We start from the raw sequence: 18,067 nt of genomic DNA on the forward strand, positions 1-18,067 counted from the left end.
GGCGAGAAGAGCAGGAATCAACGGGGGCCAGGTGCCCCCGTTTTGTTTTCTCAATCGACCAAATGGTATTTTTCCGAAAGCAGGTGAGCCAAATGTTTAAACATATTAAATACGGCGGTGGTTTTGGCGGTGGGCAATCCATCGGCATCTAAAAAGTATTCGCCGCGAAAAACTAAAACGCCGCTTTTTTGTTCAACGTCGGTGGCGATCATGCCGTGCAGATAATCTTCGTGTTGGCGGATGATGTTATTTGCTTCCGCCAGCAGGGCCTCGCGGCCGATAGGTGCAGTATTCTTGTGCATTTATTAGACTCCAAACAAAAAACGCTGCGCATATTCTAACGCCGGTTCGCTTTTATCCGCAAACCGACTAAGGTTTATTTGCCGTCTGGATGGCCATGGGCGGCGGCCGGTTGGCGAAATCTGCCTTTCCGTGCTAATTAGGTTGCGTGACGCTTTTTATCAGGTACAGTGTGGGATTTTGCGGCGTCGGGTGGAAGGTTTTGTTTACGCCATGAATAAAAATCACGCAGCCATACTTCTGGGGCATGGGTGAATAGCAGGCAGGATCAACAACTTGCGTTCAGGTTGAGCAGTTGGGCAACCAAAAGAAAAAAATCTGTTGATCTCTTGCCAGACTGCCGCAATATAAAAAAAGAGACACGAATTGCCGCGGCACGGCGAGATAAAAGACTTCTTTTTAGAAGAAATAAATTAGGTAAAGGTAAATATGGGTAAAGCTCTCGTAATAGTTGAGTCCCCGGCAAAAGCCAAAACTATTAATAAATATTTAGGAAGTGACTACGTGGTGAAGTCCAGCGTCGGTCATATCCGTGATTTGCCGACCAGTGGCTCAGCCAGCAAAAAGAGCGCTGACTCAACCGAAGACAAAGCCAAGAAAAAAGTTAAAAAAGATGAGAAGGCGGCGCTGGTAAATCGCATGGGCGTCGACCCTTACCACGGCTGGAAAGCGCATTATGAAATCCTGCCGGGTAAAGAAAAAGTGGTCGCCGAGTTAAAATCGTTGGCGGAAAACGCCGACCACATTTATCTCGCAACCGACCTTGACCGCGAAGGGGAAGCCATCGCCTGGCACCTGCGGGAAGTGATCGGTGGGGATGACAAACGCTTTAGCCGCGTGGTGTTTAACGAAATCACCAAAAACGCGATCCAACAGGCGTTCAAACAGCCGGGCGAGCTGAACATTGACCGCGTCAACGCGCAGCAGGCGCGCCGGTTTATGGACCGCGTGGTGGGCTATATGGTCTCGCCGCTGCTGTGGAAAAAAATCGCCCGCGGCCTGTCCGCCGGCCGCGTGCAGTCGGTGGCGGTGCGTCTGGTGGTTGAGCGCGAACGCGACATCAAGGCGTTCGTGCCGGAAGAGTACTGGGAGCTGCATGCCGATCTGCTGGCGAAGGGTGAAACCGCGCTGCAGATGGAAGTGACCCATGCGCACGACAAACCGTTCAAGCCGGTCAACCGCGAGCAGACGCACGCCGCGGTCAAGTTGCTGGAAAAAGCCCGCTACACGGTGCTGGATCGCGAAGACAAACCGACCAGCAGCAAGCCGGGCGCGCCTTTCATTACCTCCACGCTGCAACAGGCCGCCAGCACCCGCCTGAGCTTCGGCGTGAAGAAAACCATGATGATGGCGCAACGGCTGTATGAAGCCGGCCACATCACCTATATGCGTACCGACTCCACCAACCTGAGCCAGGATGCGCTCAACATGGTGCGTGGCTACATTGGCGACAACTTCGGCGATAAATACCTGCCGAAGGCGCCGAATCAGTACAGCAGCAAAGAGAATTCGCAGGAAGCGCACGAAGCGATCCGTCCTTCGGACGTGAACGTGCTCGCCGAACAGCTCAAAGACATGGAAGCGGACGCGCAGAAGCTGTATCAGCTGATCTGGCGCCAGTTCGTCGCCTGCCAGATGACGCCGGCGCAATACGATTCCACCACGCTGACGGTGAAAGCCGGCGATTATCAGCTGCGCGCCAAGGGCCGTACGCTGCGCTTTGACGGCTGGACCAAGGTGATGCCGGCCCTGCGCAAAGGCGATGAAGATCGCACGTTGCCGTTCGTCGAAATCGGCAGCGAGCTGGATCTGCAGAAACTGATCCCGAGCCAGCACTTCACCAAGCCGCCGGCGCGCTACAGCGAAGCCTCGCTGGTGAAAGAGCTGGAAAAACGCGGCATCGGCCGTCCGTCCACTTACGCCTCCATCATCTCGACCATTCAGGATCGCGGTTATGTGCGGGTGGAAAGCCGCCGTTTCTATGCCGAGAAAATGGGTGAGATCGTCACCGATCGTCTGGAAGAGAACTTCCGCGAGCTGATGAACTATGACTTCACCGCGCGCATGGAAGACGGCCTCGATGAGGTCGCCAACAACCAGGCCGAGTGGAAAGCGGTGCTGGACGAATTCTTCGTCGACTTCAGCGAGCAGCTTGAAACGGCGGAGAAGGATCCGGAAGAAGGCGGCATGCGGCCTAACCAGATGGTGATGACCAGCATCGACTGCCCGACCTGCGGCCGCAAGATGGGCATCCGTACCGCCAGCACCGGGGTCTTCCTCGGCTGTTCCGGCTACGCGCTGCCGCCGAAGGAACGTTGCAAAACCACCATCAACCTGGTGCCGGAAGCGGAAGTGCTCAACATCCTCGAAGGCGACGACGCGGAAACCAACGCGCTGCGCGCCCGCCGCCGCTGCCAGAAATGCGGTACGGCGATGGACAGCTATCTGATCGACAACCAGCGCAAGCTGCACGTCTGCGGTAACAACCCGGCGTGTGACGGCTATGAGATCGAAGAGGGCGAGTTCCGTCTGAAAGGCTATGATGGCCCGGTGGTGGAGTGCGACAAGTGCGGCTCGGAAATGCACCTGAAAATGGGGCGTTTCGGCAAGTACATGGGCTGCACCAACGAGAACTGCAAAAACACCCGCAAGATCCTGCGTAACGGCGATGTCGCGCCGCCGAAGGAAGATCCGGTGCCGTTGCCGGAGCTGCCGTGCGAGAAGTCCGACGCCTATTTCGTGCTGCGTGACGGCGCTGCCGGCGTGTTCCTGGCGGCCAACACCTTCCCTAAATCGCGCGAGACCCGCGCGCCGCTGGTGGAAGAACTGGCTCGCTTCAAGGATCGTCTGCCGGAGAAACTGCGCTACCTGGCCGATGCGCCGGTGGCGGATGCCGAAGGCAACAAAACGCTGGTGCGTTTCAGCCGTAAAACCAAGCAGCAGTACGTCTCCTCTGAAAAAGACGGCAAGGCGACCGGTTGGTCCGCGTTCTACGTGGACGGCAAGTGGGTCGAAGGCAAGAAGTAAGGCCGATGTCCTGCCCGCAAGATGAAAAACCAGCCCTGGCGGCTGGTTTTTTTATTGGTGAAAAGGGGCAAACGGATCTATCCTTTGCTGTTTTTATCCCTCCGACACCGCCGTTTCACGTTGATACCCATGCAAAATAATCGTTATCATAGTGTGACGCGGATCTATACTTGAAGCTGCATCGTGGTATAGTGGTTATATAAAAAGTTTTTTTATTATTAAAGCTTATTAACAACGGCGTTTTCTTCACCATCAGGGTAGAACACGGGGTTTATGGCTTGTGAGTTTCAGCATACCGGGGCGACACCGATATACCTGGCTGCGGGTAAGCCGCAGTGTTTAACCTAGGATGGTATAAGATATGAAATTGCAGCAGCTTCGTTACATTGTGGAAGTGGTTAACCACAACCTGAATGTCTCCTCGACGGCAGAAGGGCTATATACCTCTCAACCCGGCATCAGCAAACAGGTGCGCATGCTCGAAGATGAGCTGGGCATCCAGATTTTCGCCCGCAGCGGCAAGCACCTGACCCAGGTCACCCCCGCCGGCCAGGAAATCATTCGCATCGCGCGTGAAGTGCTGTCCAAGGTAGACGCCATCAAGGCCGTCGCCGGTGAACACACCTACCCGGACAAAGGCTCGCTGTACGTCGCCACCACGCATACCCAGGCTCGCTACGCCTTGCCCAACGTGATTAAAGGCTTCATCGAGCGTTACCCGCGTGTCTCGCTGCACATGCATCAGGGCTCGCCGACGCAGATCGCCGAAGCGGTCTCCAAGGGCACCGCTGATTTCGCCATCGCCACCGAAGCGCTGCACCTGTATGACGATCTTATCATGCTGCCGTGCTACCACTGGAACCGTGCGGTGGTGGTGAAGCCCGATCATCCTTTGGCGGGCAAAAGCAGCATCAGCATTGAAGAACTGGCGGCTTACCCGATCGTCACTTACACCTTCGGCTTTACCGGTCGTTCGGAGCTGGACACCGCCTTCAACCGCGCCGGCCTGACGCCGCGCATCGTCTTTACCGCCACTGACGCCGACGTGATTAAAACCTATGTGCGTTTGGGATTGGGGGTAGGGGTGATCGCCAGCATGGCGGTGGATCCGGTGCAGGATCCGGATCTGGTGACGGTGGATGCGCGCGATATCTTCACCTACAGCACCACTAAAATCGGCTTCCGCCGCAGCACCTTCCTGCGCAGCTACATGTACGACTTCATTCAGCGCTTCGCGCCGCACCTGACGCGCGACGTGGTCGACAGCGCAGTGGCGCTGCGCTCCAACGAAGAAATTGAAGCGATGTTCAAGGACATCAAGCTGCCGATTAAGTAATCGTTGACGATATCAAATCAAACCCGGTTAGGCGCCTGCCAAACCGGGTTTTTTTAGCCCGGAAACCCGCACCTTTCTTGTTTCTCAGGATCATCCTGAAAAGCCACCGTCCTCTTTTCAACCCGTTCACCTCTAAGTAGACTGCAAAACGTTCGGATAATTGAATAAGGAAATTCAACGTTATGCAGATATGCAGGCTTAACTACGCTGATTTATCAAGTGGTGGCAAGATAGCGAAATTACGGTGCTATGGAGTGGGGACATTCGACGTGTTATCGGGTATCGAGCATTACATTAACAACCCAAACTGTTCGGATCGTGAAAAAGCCGCCATTCCTCCAGGAACATACTGGATCGTCGACAGACCACAGGGCAGTATTGCAAATCAAATTCGTTCTGAGTTGGTTGGCCTGTATCATCTCTACAAGAATCGCCATTCTGAGTGGTTTGGTCTCTTCAGCAATGAAACTATGAGTGACTACCTCGCCGTAAATGGCGTCTTTCGAAACAGTTTTAGACTGCATCCACTTAACACAGATGGCACCGGTGTTTCTTGGGGATGTATTACTCTCTATCAGGCATCTGACTTTCAGATCCTTCGGGATGCGCTGCTAAGGCGTAGAAAGGTGAGAGTGCCTGGAGGTCGAGGGCTGATGGCGTACGGTCGTATAGATGTTCAAGGCGAGCCTGATTACTGTAAATGCGTGGTATCACAATGAAAAAAAGTCTCTGGATTGTTCTGTTCTTGTTGCTAACCCTTTTGTTGTTGCGCTACCTGCCAGACGGAATTTTCGACAGCTTCGTTTCCAACAACATAGAAATTAACGGTGATGGTGAAATAGGGATGAATAATTTCGACTCGGCTGTCATTGCCATTAAATTGGGTGTCTCTGCCATCATTGCGGCAGTTGTGCTCACAGTATGTCGCCGCCTGGTGCGCAAACCCCGCTAAAGCCGCGAGATCTTCCCTGCCAAAACGCCGCCTCGTTGCGGCGTTTTCGTTGACGCGTGGCCTAACCCCTTGGCTGCGCTCGCACTTCCTTCTTCTTGATTGTTCTCACCTATCGCTGTGATCAAATCGTGTTGTTATCAAAACGTTAACTTATCTTTGTGGTATCTTTAAACAAGACCTCACTGATTACCCTGTTTTAATCACAATAAGAAATGGAGGAGCTATGTCGTCCGATCTTCGTGAAACAAGTCTGGATAAGCTGGTTGCGCTGAATAGCGAATATTACTACTACAGTCTGCCGCTGGCGGCGAAGCAGCTGGGTGATATCGACCGGTTGCCGAAATCAATGAAAGTGCTGTTGGAGAACCTGCTGCGCCATGTGGATGGTGATACCGTGCAGGTTGACGACCTCAAGGCCATCGTCGCCTGGTTACAAACCGGCCATGCTGACCGTGAGATCGCCTACCGTCCGGCGCGCGTGCTGATGCAGGATTTTACCGGCGTTCCGGCGGTGGTGGATCTGGCGGCGATGCGTGAAGCGGTGCGGCGGCTGGGCGGCAATGTCGACCAGGTGAACCCACTGTCGCCGGTGGATCTGGTGATTGACCACTCGGTTACCGTCGATGAATTCGGCGATGACAACGCCTTCGAAGACAACGTGCGTATCGAAATGCAGCGCAACCACGAGCGCTACACCTTCCTGCGCTGGGGGCAGAAAGCCTTCAACCGTTTCCGCGTGGTGCCGCCGGGCACCGGCATCTGCCACCAGGTCAACCTCGAATACCTCGGCCAAACGGTGTGGCACAGTGACGAAAGCGGTCGCCGCGTGGCCTATCCGGATACGCTGGTGGGCACCGATTCTCACACCACCATGATCAACGGCCTGGGCATTCTCGGCTGGGGCGTCGGCGGTATCGAAGCGGAAGCGGCGATGCTGGGCCAGCCGGTGTCGATGCTGATCCCGGACGTCGTCGGCTTTAAGCTGACCGGCAAGCTCCGCGAGGGCATTACCGCCACCGACCTGGTGCTGACGGTCACCCAAATGCTGCGTAAGCACGGCGTTGTCGGCAAGTTCGTCGAGTTTTACGGCGACGGCCTGGCCGATCTGCCGTTGGCGGACCGGGCGACCATCGCCAATATGTCGCCGGAGTTCGGCGCCACCTGCGGTTTCTTCCCGGTAGATGACGTCACGCTCGGCTACATGAAACTCAGCGGCCGCAGCGCCGAACAAATCGCGCTGGTGGAAGCCTACGCCAAGGCGCAGGGCATGTGGCGCAACCCGGGGGATGAGCCGGTCTTCACCAGCTCGCTGGCGCTGGATATGTCGACGGTCGAGGCCAGCCTCGCCGGGCCGAAACGCCCGCAGGATCGCGTCGCGCTGCCGAATGTGCCGCAGGCGTTCAAGGCCGCTACCGAGTTGGATATCGGCGGCCACAAGACCAAGGCAGACAGCAAACCCTTTACGCTGGATGGGCAGCAGCACGAGCTGCACGACGGCGCGGTGGTGATCGCGGCGATCACCTCCTGCACCAACACCTCCAACCCGAGCGTGATGATGGCGGCTGGCCTGCTGGCGAAAAACGCCGTCAAGAAAGGGCTGCGCAGCAAGCCTTGGGTAAAAACGTCGTTGGCGCCGGGTTCCAAAGTGGTGACCGACTACTTCGACAGCGCCAAACTCACCGCTTATCTGGAAGAACTGGGGTTCAACCTGGTGGGATATGGCTGTACCACCTGTATCGGCAACTCCGGGCCGCTGCCGGATCCTATCGAGCAGGCGATCAAAGAGGGCGATCTGACCGTGGGCGCGGTGCTGTCGGGCAACCGTAACTTCGAAGGGCGCATCCACCCGCTGGTGAAAACCAACTGGCTGGCCTCACCGCCGCTGGTTGTGGCGTATGCGCTGGCGGGCAGCATGAAGATCGATCTGACCAAAGAGCCGCTGGGCGAGGGCAATGACGGTCAACCGGTCTACCTGAAGGACATCTGGCCGAGCAGCCAGGACATTGCTCAGGCGGTGGAAGAAGTGCGCACCGAGATGTTCCACAAAGAATACGGCGAAGTGTTCGATGGCGACGCCAACTGGCAGGCAATCCAGGTGACCGGGTCGGCGACCTATCAATGGCAGGAGGATTCTACCTATATCCGCCATCCTCCGTTTTTCAGCACCATGAAGGTGAAGCCGGATCCGGTGCAGGACATCAAGGACGCGCGCATTCTGGCGATTCTGGCCGATTCGGTGACCACCGACCACATCTCGCCGGCGGGCAACATCAAGCGCGACAGCCCGGCGGGGCGTTACCTGAGCGAGCACGGCGTGGCGCCGCAGGACTTTAACTCCTACGGTTCGCGCCGCGGTAACCACGAAGTGATGATGCGCGGCACCTTTGCCAACATCCGCATCCGCAACGAAATGGTGCCGGGTGTGGAGGGGGGCTATACCCGCCATATTCCGTCGCAGCAGCAACTGTCTATCTACGACGCCGCCATGCAGTACCAGCAGGAGCAAGTGCCGCTGGCGGTGATCGCCGGTAAAGAGTACGGTTCCGGCTCCAGCCGCGACTGGGCGGCGAAAGGGCCGCGCCTGCTGGGCGTGCGGGTGGTGATCGCCGAATCCTTCGAGCGTATTCACCGCTCCAACCTGATAGGCATGGGTATTTTGCCGCTGGAGTTCCCGCAGGGCGTGACGCGCAAAACGCTGGGGCTGACCGGGGACGAGCAGATCAGCGTCGGCGGCCTGCAACAGCTGCAGCCCGGCCAGACGGTGCCGGTACATATCACCTATGCCGACGGGCGTAAGGAGGTGCTCGACACCCGTTGCCGCATCGATACCGGCAATGAGCTGACCTACTACGAAAACGACGGCATCCTGCACTACGTAATCAGGAAAATGCTGTAAATCGGGCAGTAAAAAGGGCGCCGCAAGGCGCCCTGATTGTTTTCACCGTGGCGGCGATCACTTCTGGTCGAGCAAATGGCCCATTTTGGCGGCCTTGGTGGCCAGATAGTGTTCGTTCTTCGGATTGCGGCCGACGATCAGCGGCACGCGCTCGCTGATATTGATACCGGCTTCGGTCAGGATCTCGACCTTTTTCGGGTTGTTGGTCAGCAAGCGCACCGCGTCGACGCCCAGCAGTTTGAACATGTCGGCGCACAGGGTGAAGTCGCGTTCGTCGGCGGCGAAGCCGAGCTGATGGTTGGCTTCCACGGTGTCTGCGCCCTTATCCTGCAGGGCATAGGCGCGGATCTTGTTCAACAGGCCGATATTGCGGCCCTCCTGGCGATGATAAAGCAGGATGCCGCGGCCTTCTTCGGCGATCTGCTCCAGTGCGGCTTCCAGCTGAAAACCGCAGTCGCAGCGCAGGCTGAACAACGCGTCGCCGGTCAGACATTCGGAATGCACGCGTGCGAGCACCGGCGCTTCACCGGAAATATCACCGAAAACCAGCGCCAGATGATCGTGCCCGGTCGCCAGTTCTTCGAATCCTACCATCAGGAAATCGCCCCAAGGTGTCGGCAGTTTAGCCTCTGCCACCCGTTTAAGCTGCATGTCACTCTCCACAAAAACCTACGATTCAATCATTGTCGCGCATCCTAAGTCCGGTCAGTGCATTGACCAAGACTAAAACGTGCTACGCCGATCTCTATTTCGTTAATTATCGGCTATTTTGCCACAACTTCTTGCCGGGCGGTGCTCAGCAAACCAGCAGATGGCGTTTTCTGGCCACCTATTATTGCGATAGGTTGTCTATCTGTTTAATTTTTCGCGTGTTATCAAGATTGCACTCTTGTTACACTGCAGCCTGATTCACGCAGAGGAAAACGGGAATGTATGAGATAGCAAAACGCACGGCGGGCGGCGCGTTGCTGCTGCTGTTGATGCCGCTGGCGGTCTGGGTATCCGGCTGGCACTGGCAACCCGGCGGCAATGACCGGCTGCTGAAAGCGCTGTACTGGGTGACCGAAACCGTGACCTCGCCGTGGGGCATTCTGACCAGCGCGATCCTCTGCGGTTGGTTTTTGTGGTGCCTGCGCTTTCGGTTGAAGCCGGCCATCGGTCTGGCGATGCTGCTTTTCGCCGCGCTGTTGATTGGGCAGGGCGTGAAGTCGTTGATCAAGGATCGGGTGCAAGAGCCGCGTCCTTTCGTGGTGTGGTTGGAGCAAACCCACGGCGTGGACGGCAAGTATTTCTACTCGCTGCAGCGCAAAGAGCGCAGCGCGCTGGTGCGCGAGCAACTGCAAGACCAGACGCTGGTGCCGGGCTGGCTGCGCAAGCACTGGCAGTTTGAAACCGGTTTTGCTTTTCCGTCGGGGCACACCATGTTCGCCGCCACCTGGGCGCTATTGGGCGTAGGGCTGCTGTGGCCGCGCCGCCATTACAAAACTGTCGCGATCCTGATGGTGTGGGCGGCCGGGGTAATGGGCAGCCGCTTGCTGCTGGGCATGCACTGGCCGCGCGATCTGGCGATGGCCACGTTGATCAGCTGGCTGCTGGTGGTGGTCACCTGCTGGCTGGCGCAGCGCTGGTTCGGTCCTCTGACGCCGCCGCCGCAAGAGCAGCAGGAAATCGCGGCGCGCAAGCCGGAGAAATGAACGTTATGTGACCATGTCACAAAAAGCGCGGCGCCAGATCGGCGCCGCATTAACCGCTTACATTTTCCCGCCATTGCAATCCGCGCCGTCGCCCCCATATCCTTATAAATTCGACGTTTTGAGAAGCTTTCTCATCAATTTGTTCGTTAAAGCCGTTTACTGCCGAATATGCCAGCAGATATGTGGTTTTATCGTGCCGCAGGGTTTCCCTGCCGCAACGGGAAATGCTAACTTAAGGGTTAGGGACGCCACGTTTTGGCATCGTTCATCCGATTCACTCGGCATCGCGGGAAAGAATGTGAAATATTTGCTGATTTTTTTGTTGGTTCTGGTGATCTTCGTGATTTCCGTCACCCTGGGCGCGCATAACGATCAGGTGGTCAATTTTAACTATCTGGTTGCGCAGGGCGATTATCGCGTATCGACCCTGTTGGCCACGCTGTTTGGCGCCGGTTTCATTCTCGGCTGGATCATTTGCGGTCTGTTCTATCTGCGTACGCGCATTGCGCTGGGCCGCGCAGAGCGCAAGATCAAAAGGCTGGAGCTGCAGCTTGAGCAGCCCGCTGAACCGGCGGCTCAGGCCGTTGTCAGCAAGGAATAACCCTCTATGTTAGAACTGCTGTTTCTGTTGCTGCCCGTGGCTGCCGCGTACGGTTGGTACATGGGGCGCAGAAGCGCTCAGCAGGATAAACAGCAAGAAGCCAACCGCCTGTCGCGTGAATACGTGGCAGGGGTGAACTTTCTGCTTTCAAACCAGCAGGATAAGGCGGTCGATCTGTTCCTCGACATGTTGAAAGAGGACAGCAACACCGTTGAAGCCCACCTGACGTTGGGCAACCTGTTCCGCTCGCGCGGCGAAGTCGACCGCGCTATCCGTATCCATCAGGCCTTGATGGAAAGCGCTTCCCTGACCTTTGAGCAGCGCCTATTGGCGGTGCAGCAGCTGGGCCGTGACTATATGGCCGCCGGGCTTTACGACCGCGCGGAAGACATGTTCAGCCAGTTGACTGACGAAGCGGATTTTCGCGTCTCGGCGCTGCAGCAACTGCTGGTGATCCATCAGGCGACCAGCGACTGGCAGAAAGCGATCGACGTGGCGGAAAAGTTGGTCAAGCTGGGCAAAGAGAAGCAACGCGTCGAGATCGCGCACTTTTACTGTGAGTTGGCGCTGCAGGCAATGGGCAGCGACGATCTCGATCGGGCAATGAGCCTGCTCAAGCGGGCGGACGCCGCCGATAAACAGTGTGCGCGCGTATCCATCATGTTCGGGCGCATCTACATGGCGCAAAACGACTACGCCAAAGCGGCAGAGTCGCTGCAACGCGTGCTGAGCCAGGATAAAGAGTTGGTCAGCGAAACGCTGCCGATGCTGCAGGAATGCTACACGCATCTGCCGGAACAGCAGCACAACTGGGCCGATTTTCTTAAGCGCTGCGTGGAAGAAAACACCGGCGCTACTGCCGATCTGATGCTGGCCGAGATCATCGAGCAGCACGAAGGGCGCGACGTGGTGCAGGTCTATATCAACCGTCAGCTGCAGCGTCATCCCACTATGCGGGTGTTTTATCGGCTGATGGATTATCACCTGGCGGACGCTGAAGACGGCCGTGCGAAAGAGAGTCTGCTGTTGTTGCGCGATATGGTCGGCGAGCAAATTCGCACCAAGCCGCGATACCGCTGCCACAAATGTGGCTTCACCGCGCACTCGCTCTATTGGCATTGCCCGTCGTGCCGCGCCTGGTCATCGGTCAAACCGATACGCGGTCTGGACGGGCAATAATGCGGCGGCGCGGCAAAAAAAACGGGGCGAAAATCGCCCCGTTTTTTTATGTTCATCACTTACTTTTTCTTGCCGCCTTTGGCGCCGGTTTTCAACAGCTGACGCAGTTTCTTCAGCTCTTTCTGGCTCAGCGGCTGTTCAATCTCTTCTTCGGTGCTTTGATTGTCGATTTCGCCGTGGTGCAGCTCATCCGCCTTTTTGGCCGGTTTTTCTGCTTTGGTGGCGGGCGCGCTGAAACTGCTTTCCAGGCGCTGGCACACTTCCACGCTCAACGAAAATTCGTTTTCAGCGGCGGCGGCGCGGATTTTTTCCTTCAGTTCCAGAGGAATTTTAATGGTAAGTGTCGATATCTCGCTCATTTTGAAAGCCTTTCTGCAGGAAGATGCCTTCAAGCTAAGCCACTGACGATCGGGTGTCTAGTGTGTAATAAAAATTTAATATTTTTGTAACAAAGCGGGGCGGGGAAAATGCGGTTTTTTCAGGCGGTAAACAGAGGCAGGGCCCGAACGTTCGGGCCCTGTACCGGAAACATTATTTGTAGATGATCGCGGTGCCGCTCAACATGTTGTTACCACCGGCGGAGATGATGCGGTAGCTGCTGGCGCCCTGGGCATCCGCTTTAGCGGCCAGTTTTTTCTCCAGGCTGCTGAGGGTGGTTGCGTGGCCTGCGGAAACGATGCCGGCGGCGGTCAGGTTATCGGCCTGCTGGCTGCTGATCGGTTCAGCGGCGAAGGTGGCGAAAGAGGTCAGTGCGATAGCGGCTGCGGCTGCAAAATATTTGATGGTTTTCATGGGTGACTCCAGTCTGTTTATTTAGGAAGGAAGCCATTCGCTTCCGATGGGGTGAATAATAAAGCATCCGTGCCGATTGAAAATCTGAAAATGCTGAGCAAGTCATTCAAAATATCTGATTAACAATTTACGCATCTTTACGGCGTTTTACGCTGCGTGGTTTATTGCTGACGGGCGTTCATTGACGCGCCATGACAAAGGCGGGAGGTAACATGACAGAGCGTAGGTGCGCGCTGCGGCTGGGATTTCGGGCCCCTGGCATGTAGAATGCGGCGGTCAGTTTCGCGGGTGAGTCCCTGATTATCTCCATTTTACAAAAGGTAGAAGAAATGAAGTCTGAAAATAACGCTAATAACAATGACTTAAAATCATCTCCAATCGTTGTGGCGTTAGATTACGCCGATAAGAACGCTGCGCTGGCGTTCGCCGACCGTATCGATCCGCAAGACTGCCGGCTGAAAGTGGGCAAAGAAATGTTCACGCTGTTTGGGCCGCAACTGGTGCGTGATCTGCATGGGCGCGGTTTCGACGTGTTTCTCGACCTGAAATTCCACGATATTCCCAATACCACTGCGCATGCGGTAGCCGCAGCGGCCGAACTGGGCGTTTGGATGGTTAACGTCCACGCCAGCGGCGGCGCGCGCATGATGACTGCCGCTAAAGAAGCGCTGGCGTCATTCGGGACGGATGCGCCGCTGTTGATCGCCGTAACCGTGCTCACCAGCATGGAAGCGGAAGACCTGCGCGGCATCGGCATCGAGGCCAGCCCGGCGGAACACGCAGAGCGCCTGGCGCGCCTGACCCGCGACTGCGGGCTGGACGGCGTGGTATGTTCGGCACACGAAGCGCAGCGCCTGAAGGCCGCCTGCGGGCAGGCTTTCCAACTGGTGACGCCGGGGATCCGCCCTGAAGGCAGCGCGGCGGGCGATCAGCGTCGTATTATGACGCCGGTGCAGGCGCAGGCCGCCGGCGTGGACTATATGGTGATTGGGCGTCCGATCACCCAATCTGCGGATCCGGCCGCGACGCTGCGCGCGATCCGCGCCTCTTTGGCCTGAGGAAGCGATGATGAATGACGATAACAGCCGTCTGGTGTATTCCACGGACACCGGTCGCATCAAGCAGGAAGAGGTTAAACCGCAACGCGCCAAGGGCGATGGCGTTGTGCGCATCCAGCGCCAGACCAGCGGCCGCAAGGGGAAGGGCGTGTGCCTGATTACCGGCGTCGATCTGGATGATGCCGCGCTCGACAAACTGGCGGCCGAACTGAAAAAGAAATGCGGCTGCGGCGGCTCGGTGAAAGAGGGAGTCATCGAGATCCAGGGCGATAAACGCGATCTGCTCAAACAGCTGCTGGAAGCCAAAGGCATGAAGGTCAAACTGGCGGGCGGTTGAGGCGAATCGCCATGCCGCAGTGCAATGCTGCGGCATGGCTAGAGGTTGTTGCTGCCGGGGGTTAACCCGTTAACGGCGAAAGAACCATAGACTTAAAGTAAAACAGACCTGAAATCATCGTTATTGGTTAATACGTCAAAGCGCCGAGGCGCTTTTGCCCGCCTGTCGGCGGAGGAGCATCGGGCAGGTTATTTGCCAACCTGGTGACCGATGATGCCGCCCACCGCAGCCCCACCCAGCGTGCCCAAAGCGCTGCCGTTGGTCAGCACTGCGCCGCCGACTGCGCCGGCGCCGGCGCCGATAGCGGTGTTGCGATCGCGTTTGGACATGTTGGAACAGGCGCTCAGTGAAAACGCCAGAGTCAGAGCCAGAGCGGCGGTGGCGAAACGTTTATTGATAATCATCATAATGACTTCTCCTTAGCATTGGCTATATGGAAGTGCCCTATAAGTATAGGCGTTAACCATAAATCAGGCCTGCTGTTGATTCCCATGCGGTATCGATATAAAAAATGGCATTTTTGTTAACGGCCGAATAATTAGCGGGTTACGGCCCAAAAGTTACCGAAGCTGAGTATAGGTTTCTCGGGAAGGATAAACAGGTAAATAGTCTTAAAATCCCGCTGCGCAAGGGAAACGGCGGGCGGCGTGGCCCGCGCGGCGCGTTATTCGTTGACCAGCTCCACCTGTACGCCCTGACGTTTCAGCTGATGCTGATACTCCAGCGCCAAACGTGAATCGGTGATCACCCGGCTGATTTGCCCCGGCTGCGCCAGCGGGTTAGGCTGGATCTGGCCGAATTTGCTGGAATCCGTCAGCACGATATTCTCCACGCCCTTGGCCAGCACCGCGCTGACCACATCGGCGCGCATCATGTCGCGGCCGGTAAAGCCGGTTTCGGCCTGAAAGCCGTCAATGCCGATAAACGCTTTGTTGAAATGCACCTGCTGAATGCACAGCCGTGTGAGCGGGCCGACCACGGTTTCGCTTTTCTTCTGGTACATGCCGCCCAACACAATCACGTCGCAGTCGGTTTCTTTGAGCAGGTTGGCGATGTAGTGGCTGACGGTGATCAGCGTAATGCGCTTGCGTTCGGCGATGTAGCGCGCCAGCAGGGCATTGGCGCTGCCGCTCTCGATAAAAATCGTCTCGCCGTCGTTGACCTGCGCGGCGGCGTACTGCGCCAATCGTTGCTTAAGGGTGAAATTGGACATCATGCGGGCGTCGACGTCGTCGCTTTCCAACGCCACGGCGGAGCCGTGCACCCGCTTCAGATAACTGCGTTTTTCCAGCAGGTTGAGATCCTGCCGGATGGTGACTTCCGAGACGCCCGAAGCGCGCGCCAGCTCATTGACGCTGATCCGGCGGCGATCGTTAACCAACTGCAATATGGTCTGTTGTCGTAAATTCATATCGGCCTGATGATGCGGCCGCCAAGGCGCGGCCGCTAAGAGTCAAAGGTTTAAAGAGTATGTTCTGTGCGCGCAATAATATCATCCTGCGCCTCAGGGGATAATGCGGTAAAGAAGGCGGAATAGCCAGCTACGCGAACCACTAAATCACGATATTGGTCAGGGTGTTGCTTCGCCGCCAGCAGCGTTTCGCGCGACACGATGTTGTACTGCACATGCCAGCCGCGATAGCTCTCGAAGAAGGTGCGCAACATCAGCATCAGCTTCTCCCGATCGCGCGGGTTGTCCAGCGTCGCCGGGTTCAGCTTTTGATTGAGCAACACGCCGCCGAGGATCGCCTCGGTCGGCAATTTGGCGAGCGAATTAAACACCGCCGTCGGCCCCAGGTGGTCGGTGCCGGACGCCGGGCTGGCGCCTTCCGCCAGCGGCGCGTGCGCCTTGCGGCCATCCGGCGTGGCCAGGGTGGCAGCGCCGAAGGGCACGTTGGCCGAAATCGACGAGGTGCCGGCGTAATAGCCGCCGCCGATCGGCCCACGGCCGAAGCGGGTGTTGCGGTACTGTTTCAGTTCTTCGATGTAGGTTTGGTAGGCGCGCACCAGCAGCCGATCGACCTCGTCCACATCGTTGCCGTATTTGGGCGCAGCGTTAAGCAGCCGCTGGCGCAGCTGTTCGCCATCCAGCCCGGCGAAGTCTTCGGCCAGCGCCGTCGCCAGCTGCTGCTGGCCGATCGCCCCTTGGTCGAACACCAGTTTGCGCACCGCCGCCAGGCTGTTGCCCAGGTTGGCGATGCCGACCTGCAGGCCGGAAACCCAATCGTATTTGGCGCCGCCTTGCTTGATGCTTTTGCCGCGTTCAATGCAGTCATCCACCAGCGCGGAGCAGAGGATATCGTGAGCGTTCTCCTCCAGCACGCTGTCCACCACGCATTCGATCTCAATTGACTTGCGCGTGTAGTAGCGGATTTGCCGATCCCAGGCGGTTAAGACCTGCTCGAAATCGGCGAAGTTTCCTTTGGACAGCGCCTGTTCCTGCGGCAGGAAAATCTGCCCGGACGTGGCGTCGCGGCCTTGTTCCAGCGCCGCCAGCAGCACGCGGGCGAAGTTGATGAAGCTCATGCCGGTGCAGCGATAGCCCCATTTGCCGCCGACGGCGGTCTCGATACAGCCGATGGCGGCGTAGTTGTAAGCGTCCTGCGGTTCGACCCCCAGCTTGATGAACTCGGGAATGACGATTTCGTCGTTATTGAATGCCGGCATGCCGAAACCGCAGCGGATCACCTGTACGCAGGCGTCGAGGAAATCGGCGCTCATCCCGGCGTGGTAACGCACGCTGAGGTTGGGCTGGGTGGAGCGCAGGCGGCCGCAGGATTCGAGAATGGCGTAGGACAGCGGATTGACCGCGTCGCACGGCCGGCCATCGACCAGTTTTTGCCCACCGATAGTGACGTTCTGGTACAGCGGGCTGCCGGCGGAGGCCTTGGAGTGCGAGCCGGAGCGGATCTTGTTGACCTCCAGCAGCTTCAGCCAGCAGCTGTGCAGCAGCTCGATGGCGTCTTCCCGCGCCAGGTTTTGCTCCAGCTCCACGTCGCGCCGATACCAGGGATAGAGATACTGATCGAGGCGGCCAAAGGAAACCGAATGGCCGTTGGATTCGATCTGCAACGTCAGCTGGATGAAATAGCACAGCTGCAGTGCCTGCCAGAAGGTTTGCGGCGGGCGATGGGCGATCAGGTCGCAGTTGTCTGCGATAGCCAGCAGCTCGGCGCGCCGCCAGTCGCGGGCTTCGTTTTGCGCCATGTCGCGCGCCAGGCGGGCGAAGCGCAGGATGTGCCCGCTCAGCGCCGTCAACACAATATCGATAGCGTTGAGAAACTGCGCCTTGTGCAGATCTTCCCACTCGGTCAGACGCAGGCGGCTGCGGCGCGCGCGCACTTTTTCACGCAGGCCATCGAGGCCTTGTTCCAGCAGCAGCGGGAAGTTGACCGCCAGATGGGCGTCGCCGGAGGTCATATTGCCCTCGGCCTTGATGATGCCGGTGGCCAGCAACGCCTTCTGTTCGTCGGTGAACATGCCGTAGCAGCGATCCTGCACCGTTTGGCCGCGCCACCAGGGGCACAGACGATGCAAAATTGCCTTGTTCTCGTCGCTGACCGAAAAACCGGCGCCCGGCCGGTCGGCCAACTGGTCTATTTCGTTTTCTATCCAGCCGACGGTGTATTCGGGGAAGATCGGCGCGGCGCGCAGCTCGCTGGCCTGGTTGCCGACGATCAGCTCGTCGTTGGCGATCCAGATGCTGCGTTTCGCCAGATGGTTGGCCAACGCCAGGGCGCGGCGCACCGGCAGCGGCTTGTCCTGATGCTGCTGATAGGCCTCGGTATAGTGCTGCGCGCGTTCGGTGCACACCGGCGGTTTGACGATGTGAATCAGCGCATTCTTATGCGCCTGGATACGGGCGCTCAGGGTAGTCAAATCCAACGTGGTCATA

General features: G+C 57.6%; 18 protein-coding genes. 11 read left to right on the top strand and 7 right to left on the bottom strand.

Annotation, left to right across the window (positions count from 1 at the left end):
- Window positions 1-50: 50 nt before the first annotated feature.
- Window positions 51-302 (bottom strand): YciN family protein, encoded by a 252-nt coding sequence (locus ACJ8PE_RS04655; protein ID WP_033650243.1) that lies wholly within the window; start codon window positions 300-302, stop codon window positions 51-53.
- 427 nt (window positions 303-729) lie between these two features.
- On the opposite strand from ACJ8PE_RS04655, the gene topA reads away from it, so the two are divergent.
- From topA to acnA, 6 genes are all read left to right on the top strand, one after another.
- A complete protein-coding gene (gene topA / locus ACJ8PE_RS04660; RefSeq protein WP_015378045.1) occupies window positions 730-3,327 on the top strand; it encodes a type I DNA topoisomerase in 2,598 nt (865 codons plus the stop codon).
- 5 nt (window positions 3,328-3,332) lie between these two features.
- Window positions 3,333-3,467 (top strand): hypothetical protein, encoded by a 135-nt coding sequence (locus tag ACJ8PE_RS04665; RefSeq protein WP_255201708.1) that lies wholly within the window; start codon window positions 3,333-3,335, stop codon window positions 3,465-3,467.
- A gap of 221 nt (window positions 3,468-3,688) precedes the next feature.
- Window positions 3,689-4,663, top strand: coding sequence for an HTH-type transcriptional regulator CysB (cysB, locus tag ACJ8PE_RS04670; protein ID WP_004930690.1), 975 nt, complete (start codon window positions 3,689-3,691; stop codon window positions 4,661-4,663).
- A 182-nt stretch (window positions 4,664-4,845) separates the two neighbouring features.
- Entirely contained in the window at window positions 4,846-5,382 is a 537-nt protein-coding gene (locus tag ACJ8PE_RS04675; RefSeq protein WP_197759776.1) for a DUF2778 domain-containing protein, read from the top strand.
- Window positions 5,379-5,615, top strand: coding sequence for a hypothetical protein (locus ACJ8PE_RS04680; RefSeq protein WP_049866682.1), 237 nt, complete (start codon window positions 5,379-5,381; stop codon window positions 5,613-5,615). Before ACJ8PE_RS04675 ends, ACJ8PE_RS04680 begins: the two co-directional genes overlap by 4 nt.
- Window positions 5,616-5,838: 223 nt before the next feature.
- Window positions 5,839-8,511 (top strand): aconitate hydratase AcnA, encoded by a 2,673-nt coding sequence (gene acnA / locus ACJ8PE_RS04685; RefSeq protein WP_197759777.1) that lies wholly within the window; start codon window positions 5,839-5,841, stop codon window positions 8,509-8,511.
- Between the two features lie 57 nt (window positions 8,512-8,568).
- Here the strand turns inward: acnA and ribA are convergent, their stop codons facing one another.
- Entirely contained in the window at window positions 8,569-9,162 is a 594-nt protein-coding gene (ribA, locus tag ACJ8PE_RS04690; protein ID WP_019452695.1) for a GTP cyclohydrolase II, read from the bottom strand.
- A 278-nt stretch (window positions 9,163-9,440) separates the two neighbouring features.
- Between ribA and pgpB the strand changes: the two genes are divergently transcribed.
- The 3 genes from pgpB to lapB all read left to right on the top strand — a co-directional run bounded on the left by pgpB (window position 9,441) and on the right by lapB (window position 11,985).
- Complete coding sequence (pgpB, locus tag ACJ8PE_RS04695; protein WP_197759778.1) at window positions 9,441-10,205, top strand: phosphatidylglycerophosphatase B; 765 nt, start codon at window positions 9,441-9,443, stop codon at window positions 10,203-10,205.
- Window positions 10,206-10,503: 298 nt separating this feature from the next.
- Window positions 10,504-10,806: a LapA family protein gene (locus ACJ8PE_RS04700; protein ID WP_033643257.1), complete on the top strand. Its 303-nt coding sequence runs from the start codon at window positions 10,504-10,506 to the stop codon at window positions 10,804-10,806.
- Window positions 10,807-10,812: 6 nt separating this feature from the next.
- Complete coding sequence (gene lapB, locus ACJ8PE_RS04705; protein ID WP_015378034.1) at window positions 10,813-11,985, top strand: lipopolysaccharide assembly protein LapB; 1,173 nt, start codon at window positions 10,813-10,815, stop codon at window positions 11,983-11,985.
- A gap of 59 nt (window positions 11,986-12,044) precedes the next feature.
- Here lapB and ACJ8PE_RS04710 read toward each other — a convergent pair whose 3' ends face one another.
- On the bottom strand, window positions 12,045-12,344 hold the full coding sequence (locus ACJ8PE_RS04710) for an Arc family DNA-binding protein (protein WP_015378033.1): 300 nt from the start codon (window positions 12,342-12,344) through the stop codon (window positions 12,045-12,047).
- 172 nt (window positions 12,345-12,516) lie between these two features.
- Window positions 12,517-12,777, bottom strand: coding sequence for a multiple stress resistance protein BhsA (gene bhsA / locus ACJ8PE_RS04715; RefSeq protein WP_004930642.1), 261 nt, complete (start codon window positions 12,775-12,777; stop codon window positions 12,517-12,519).
- A 329-nt stretch (window positions 12,778-13,106) separates the two neighbouring features.
- Here bhsA and pyrF point away from each other — a divergent pair, with 329 nt between their 5' ends.
- Window positions 13,107-13,835 (top strand): orotidine-5'-phosphate decarboxylase, encoded by a 729-nt coding sequence (gene pyrF / locus ACJ8PE_RS04720; protein ID WP_004930640.1) that lies wholly within the window; start codon window positions 13,107-13,109, stop codon window positions 13,833-13,835.
- Window positions 13,836-13,845: 10 nt separating this feature from the next.
- Entirely contained in the window at window positions 13,846-14,172 is a 327-nt protein-coding gene (gene yciH / locus ACJ8PE_RS04725; protein WP_004930637.1) for a stress response translation initiation inhibitor YciH, read from the top strand.
- Window positions 14,173-14,360: 188 nt separating this feature from the next.
- On the opposite strand, the gene osmB is transcribed toward yciH, so the two are convergent.
- The 3 genes from osmB to ACJ8PE_RS04740 all read right to left on the bottom strand — a co-directional run bounded on the left by osmB (window position 14,361) and on the right by ACJ8PE_RS04740 (window position 18,066).
- Window positions 14,361-14,579, bottom strand: a complete 219-nt coding sequence (osmB, locus tag ACJ8PE_RS04730; RefSeq protein WP_004930634.1) for an osmotically-inducible lipoprotein OsmB — start codon at window positions 14,577-14,579, stop codon at window positions 14,361-14,363.
- Between the two features lie 257 nt (window positions 14,580-14,836).
- The gene (locus ACJ8PE_RS04735) at window positions 14,837-15,583 is read right to left on the bottom strand and encodes a DeoR/GlpR family DNA-binding transcription regulator (RefSeq protein WP_004930631.1); all 747 of its coding nucleotides are present in this window, start codon (window positions 15,581-15,583) and stop codon (window positions 14,837-14,839) included.
- 50 nt (window positions 15,584-15,633) lie between these two features.
- Window positions 15,634-18,066 (bottom strand): formate C-acetyltransferase/glycerol dehydratase family glycyl radical enzyme, encoded by a 2,433-nt coding sequence (locus ACJ8PE_RS04740; protein WP_197792555.1) that lies wholly within the window; start codon window positions 18,064-18,066, stop codon window positions 15,634-15,636.
- Window position 18,067 lies beyond the last annotated feature (1 nt).

Origin of the sequence: Serratia sp. CY74737, assembly GCF_052166775.1 — a bacterium.
Classification (GTDB): Bacteria; Pseudomonadota; Gammaproteobacteria; order Enterobacterales; family Enterobacteriaceae; genus Serratia; species Serratia ureilytica.

Excerpts from the sequence above, each read along its gene's own strand:
- ACJ8PE_RS04735 (WP_004930631.1), bottom strand. The coding sequence starts at position 15,583 with ATGAATTTACGACAACAGACCATATTGCAGTTGGTTAACGATCGCCGC.
- lapB (WP_015378034.1), top strand. The coding sequence starts at position 10,813 with ATGTTAGAACTGCTGTTTCTGTTGCTGCCCGTGGCTGCCGCGTACGGT.
- acnA (WP_197759777.1), top strand. The coding sequence starts at position 5,839 with ATGTCGTCCGATCTTCGTGAAACAAGTCTGGATAAGCTGGTTGCGCTG.
- ACJ8PE_RS04680 (WP_049866682.1), top strand. The coding sequence starts at position 5,379 with ATGAAAAAAAGTCTCTGGATTGTTCTGTTCTTGTTGCTAACCCTTTTG.
- bhsA (WP_004930642.1), bottom strand. The coding sequence starts at position 12,777 with ATGAAAACCATCAAATATTTTGCAGCCGCAGCCGCTATCGCACTGACC.
- ACJ8PE_RS04740 (WP_197792555.1), bottom strand. The coding sequence starts at position 18,066 with ATGACCACGTTGGATTTGACTACCCTGAGCGCCCGTATCCAGGCGCAT.
- ACJ8PE_RS04675 (WP_197759776.1), top strand. The coding sequence starts at position 4,846 with ATGCAGATATGCAGGCTTAACTACGCTGATTTATCAAGTGGTGGCAAG.
- osmB (WP_004930634.1), bottom strand. The coding sequence starts at position 14,579 with ATGATGATTATCAATAAACGTTTCGCCACCGCCGCTCTGGCTCTGACT.
- cysB (WP_004930690.1), top strand. The coding sequence starts at position 3,689 with ATGAAATTGCAGCAGCTTCGTTACATTGTGGAAGTGGTTAACCACAAC.
- yciH (WP_004930637.1), top strand. The coding sequence starts at position 13,846 with ATGAATGACGATAACAGCCGTCTGGTGTATTCCACGGACACCGGTCGC.
- pgpB (WP_197759778.1), top strand. The coding sequence starts at position 9,441 with ATGTATGAGATAGCAAAACGCACGGCGGGCGGCGCGTTGCTGCTGCTG.
- topA (WP_015378045.1), top strand. The coding sequence starts at position 730 with ATGGGTAAAGCTCTCGTAATAGTTGAGTCCCCGGCAAAAGCCAAAACT.
- pyrF (WP_004930640.1), top strand. The coding sequence starts at position 13,107 with ATGAAGTCTGAAAATAACGCTAATAACAATGACTTAAAATCATCTCCA.
- ACJ8PE_RS04665 (WP_255201708.1), top strand. The coding sequence starts at position 3,333 with ATGTCCTGCCCGCAAGATGAAAAACCAGCCCTGGCGGCTGGTTTTTTT.
- ACJ8PE_RS04710 (WP_015378033.1), bottom strand. The coding sequence starts at position 12,344 with ATGAGCGAGATATCGACACTTACCATTAAAATTCCTCTGGAACTGAAG.
- ACJ8PE_RS04655 (WP_033650243.1), bottom strand. The coding sequence starts at position 302 with ATGCACAAGAATACTGCACCTATCGGCCGCGAGGCCCTGCTGGCGGAA.
- ribA (WP_019452695.1), bottom strand. The coding sequence starts at position 9,162 with ATGCAGCTTAAACGGGTGGCAGAGGCTAAACTGCCGACACCTTGGGGC.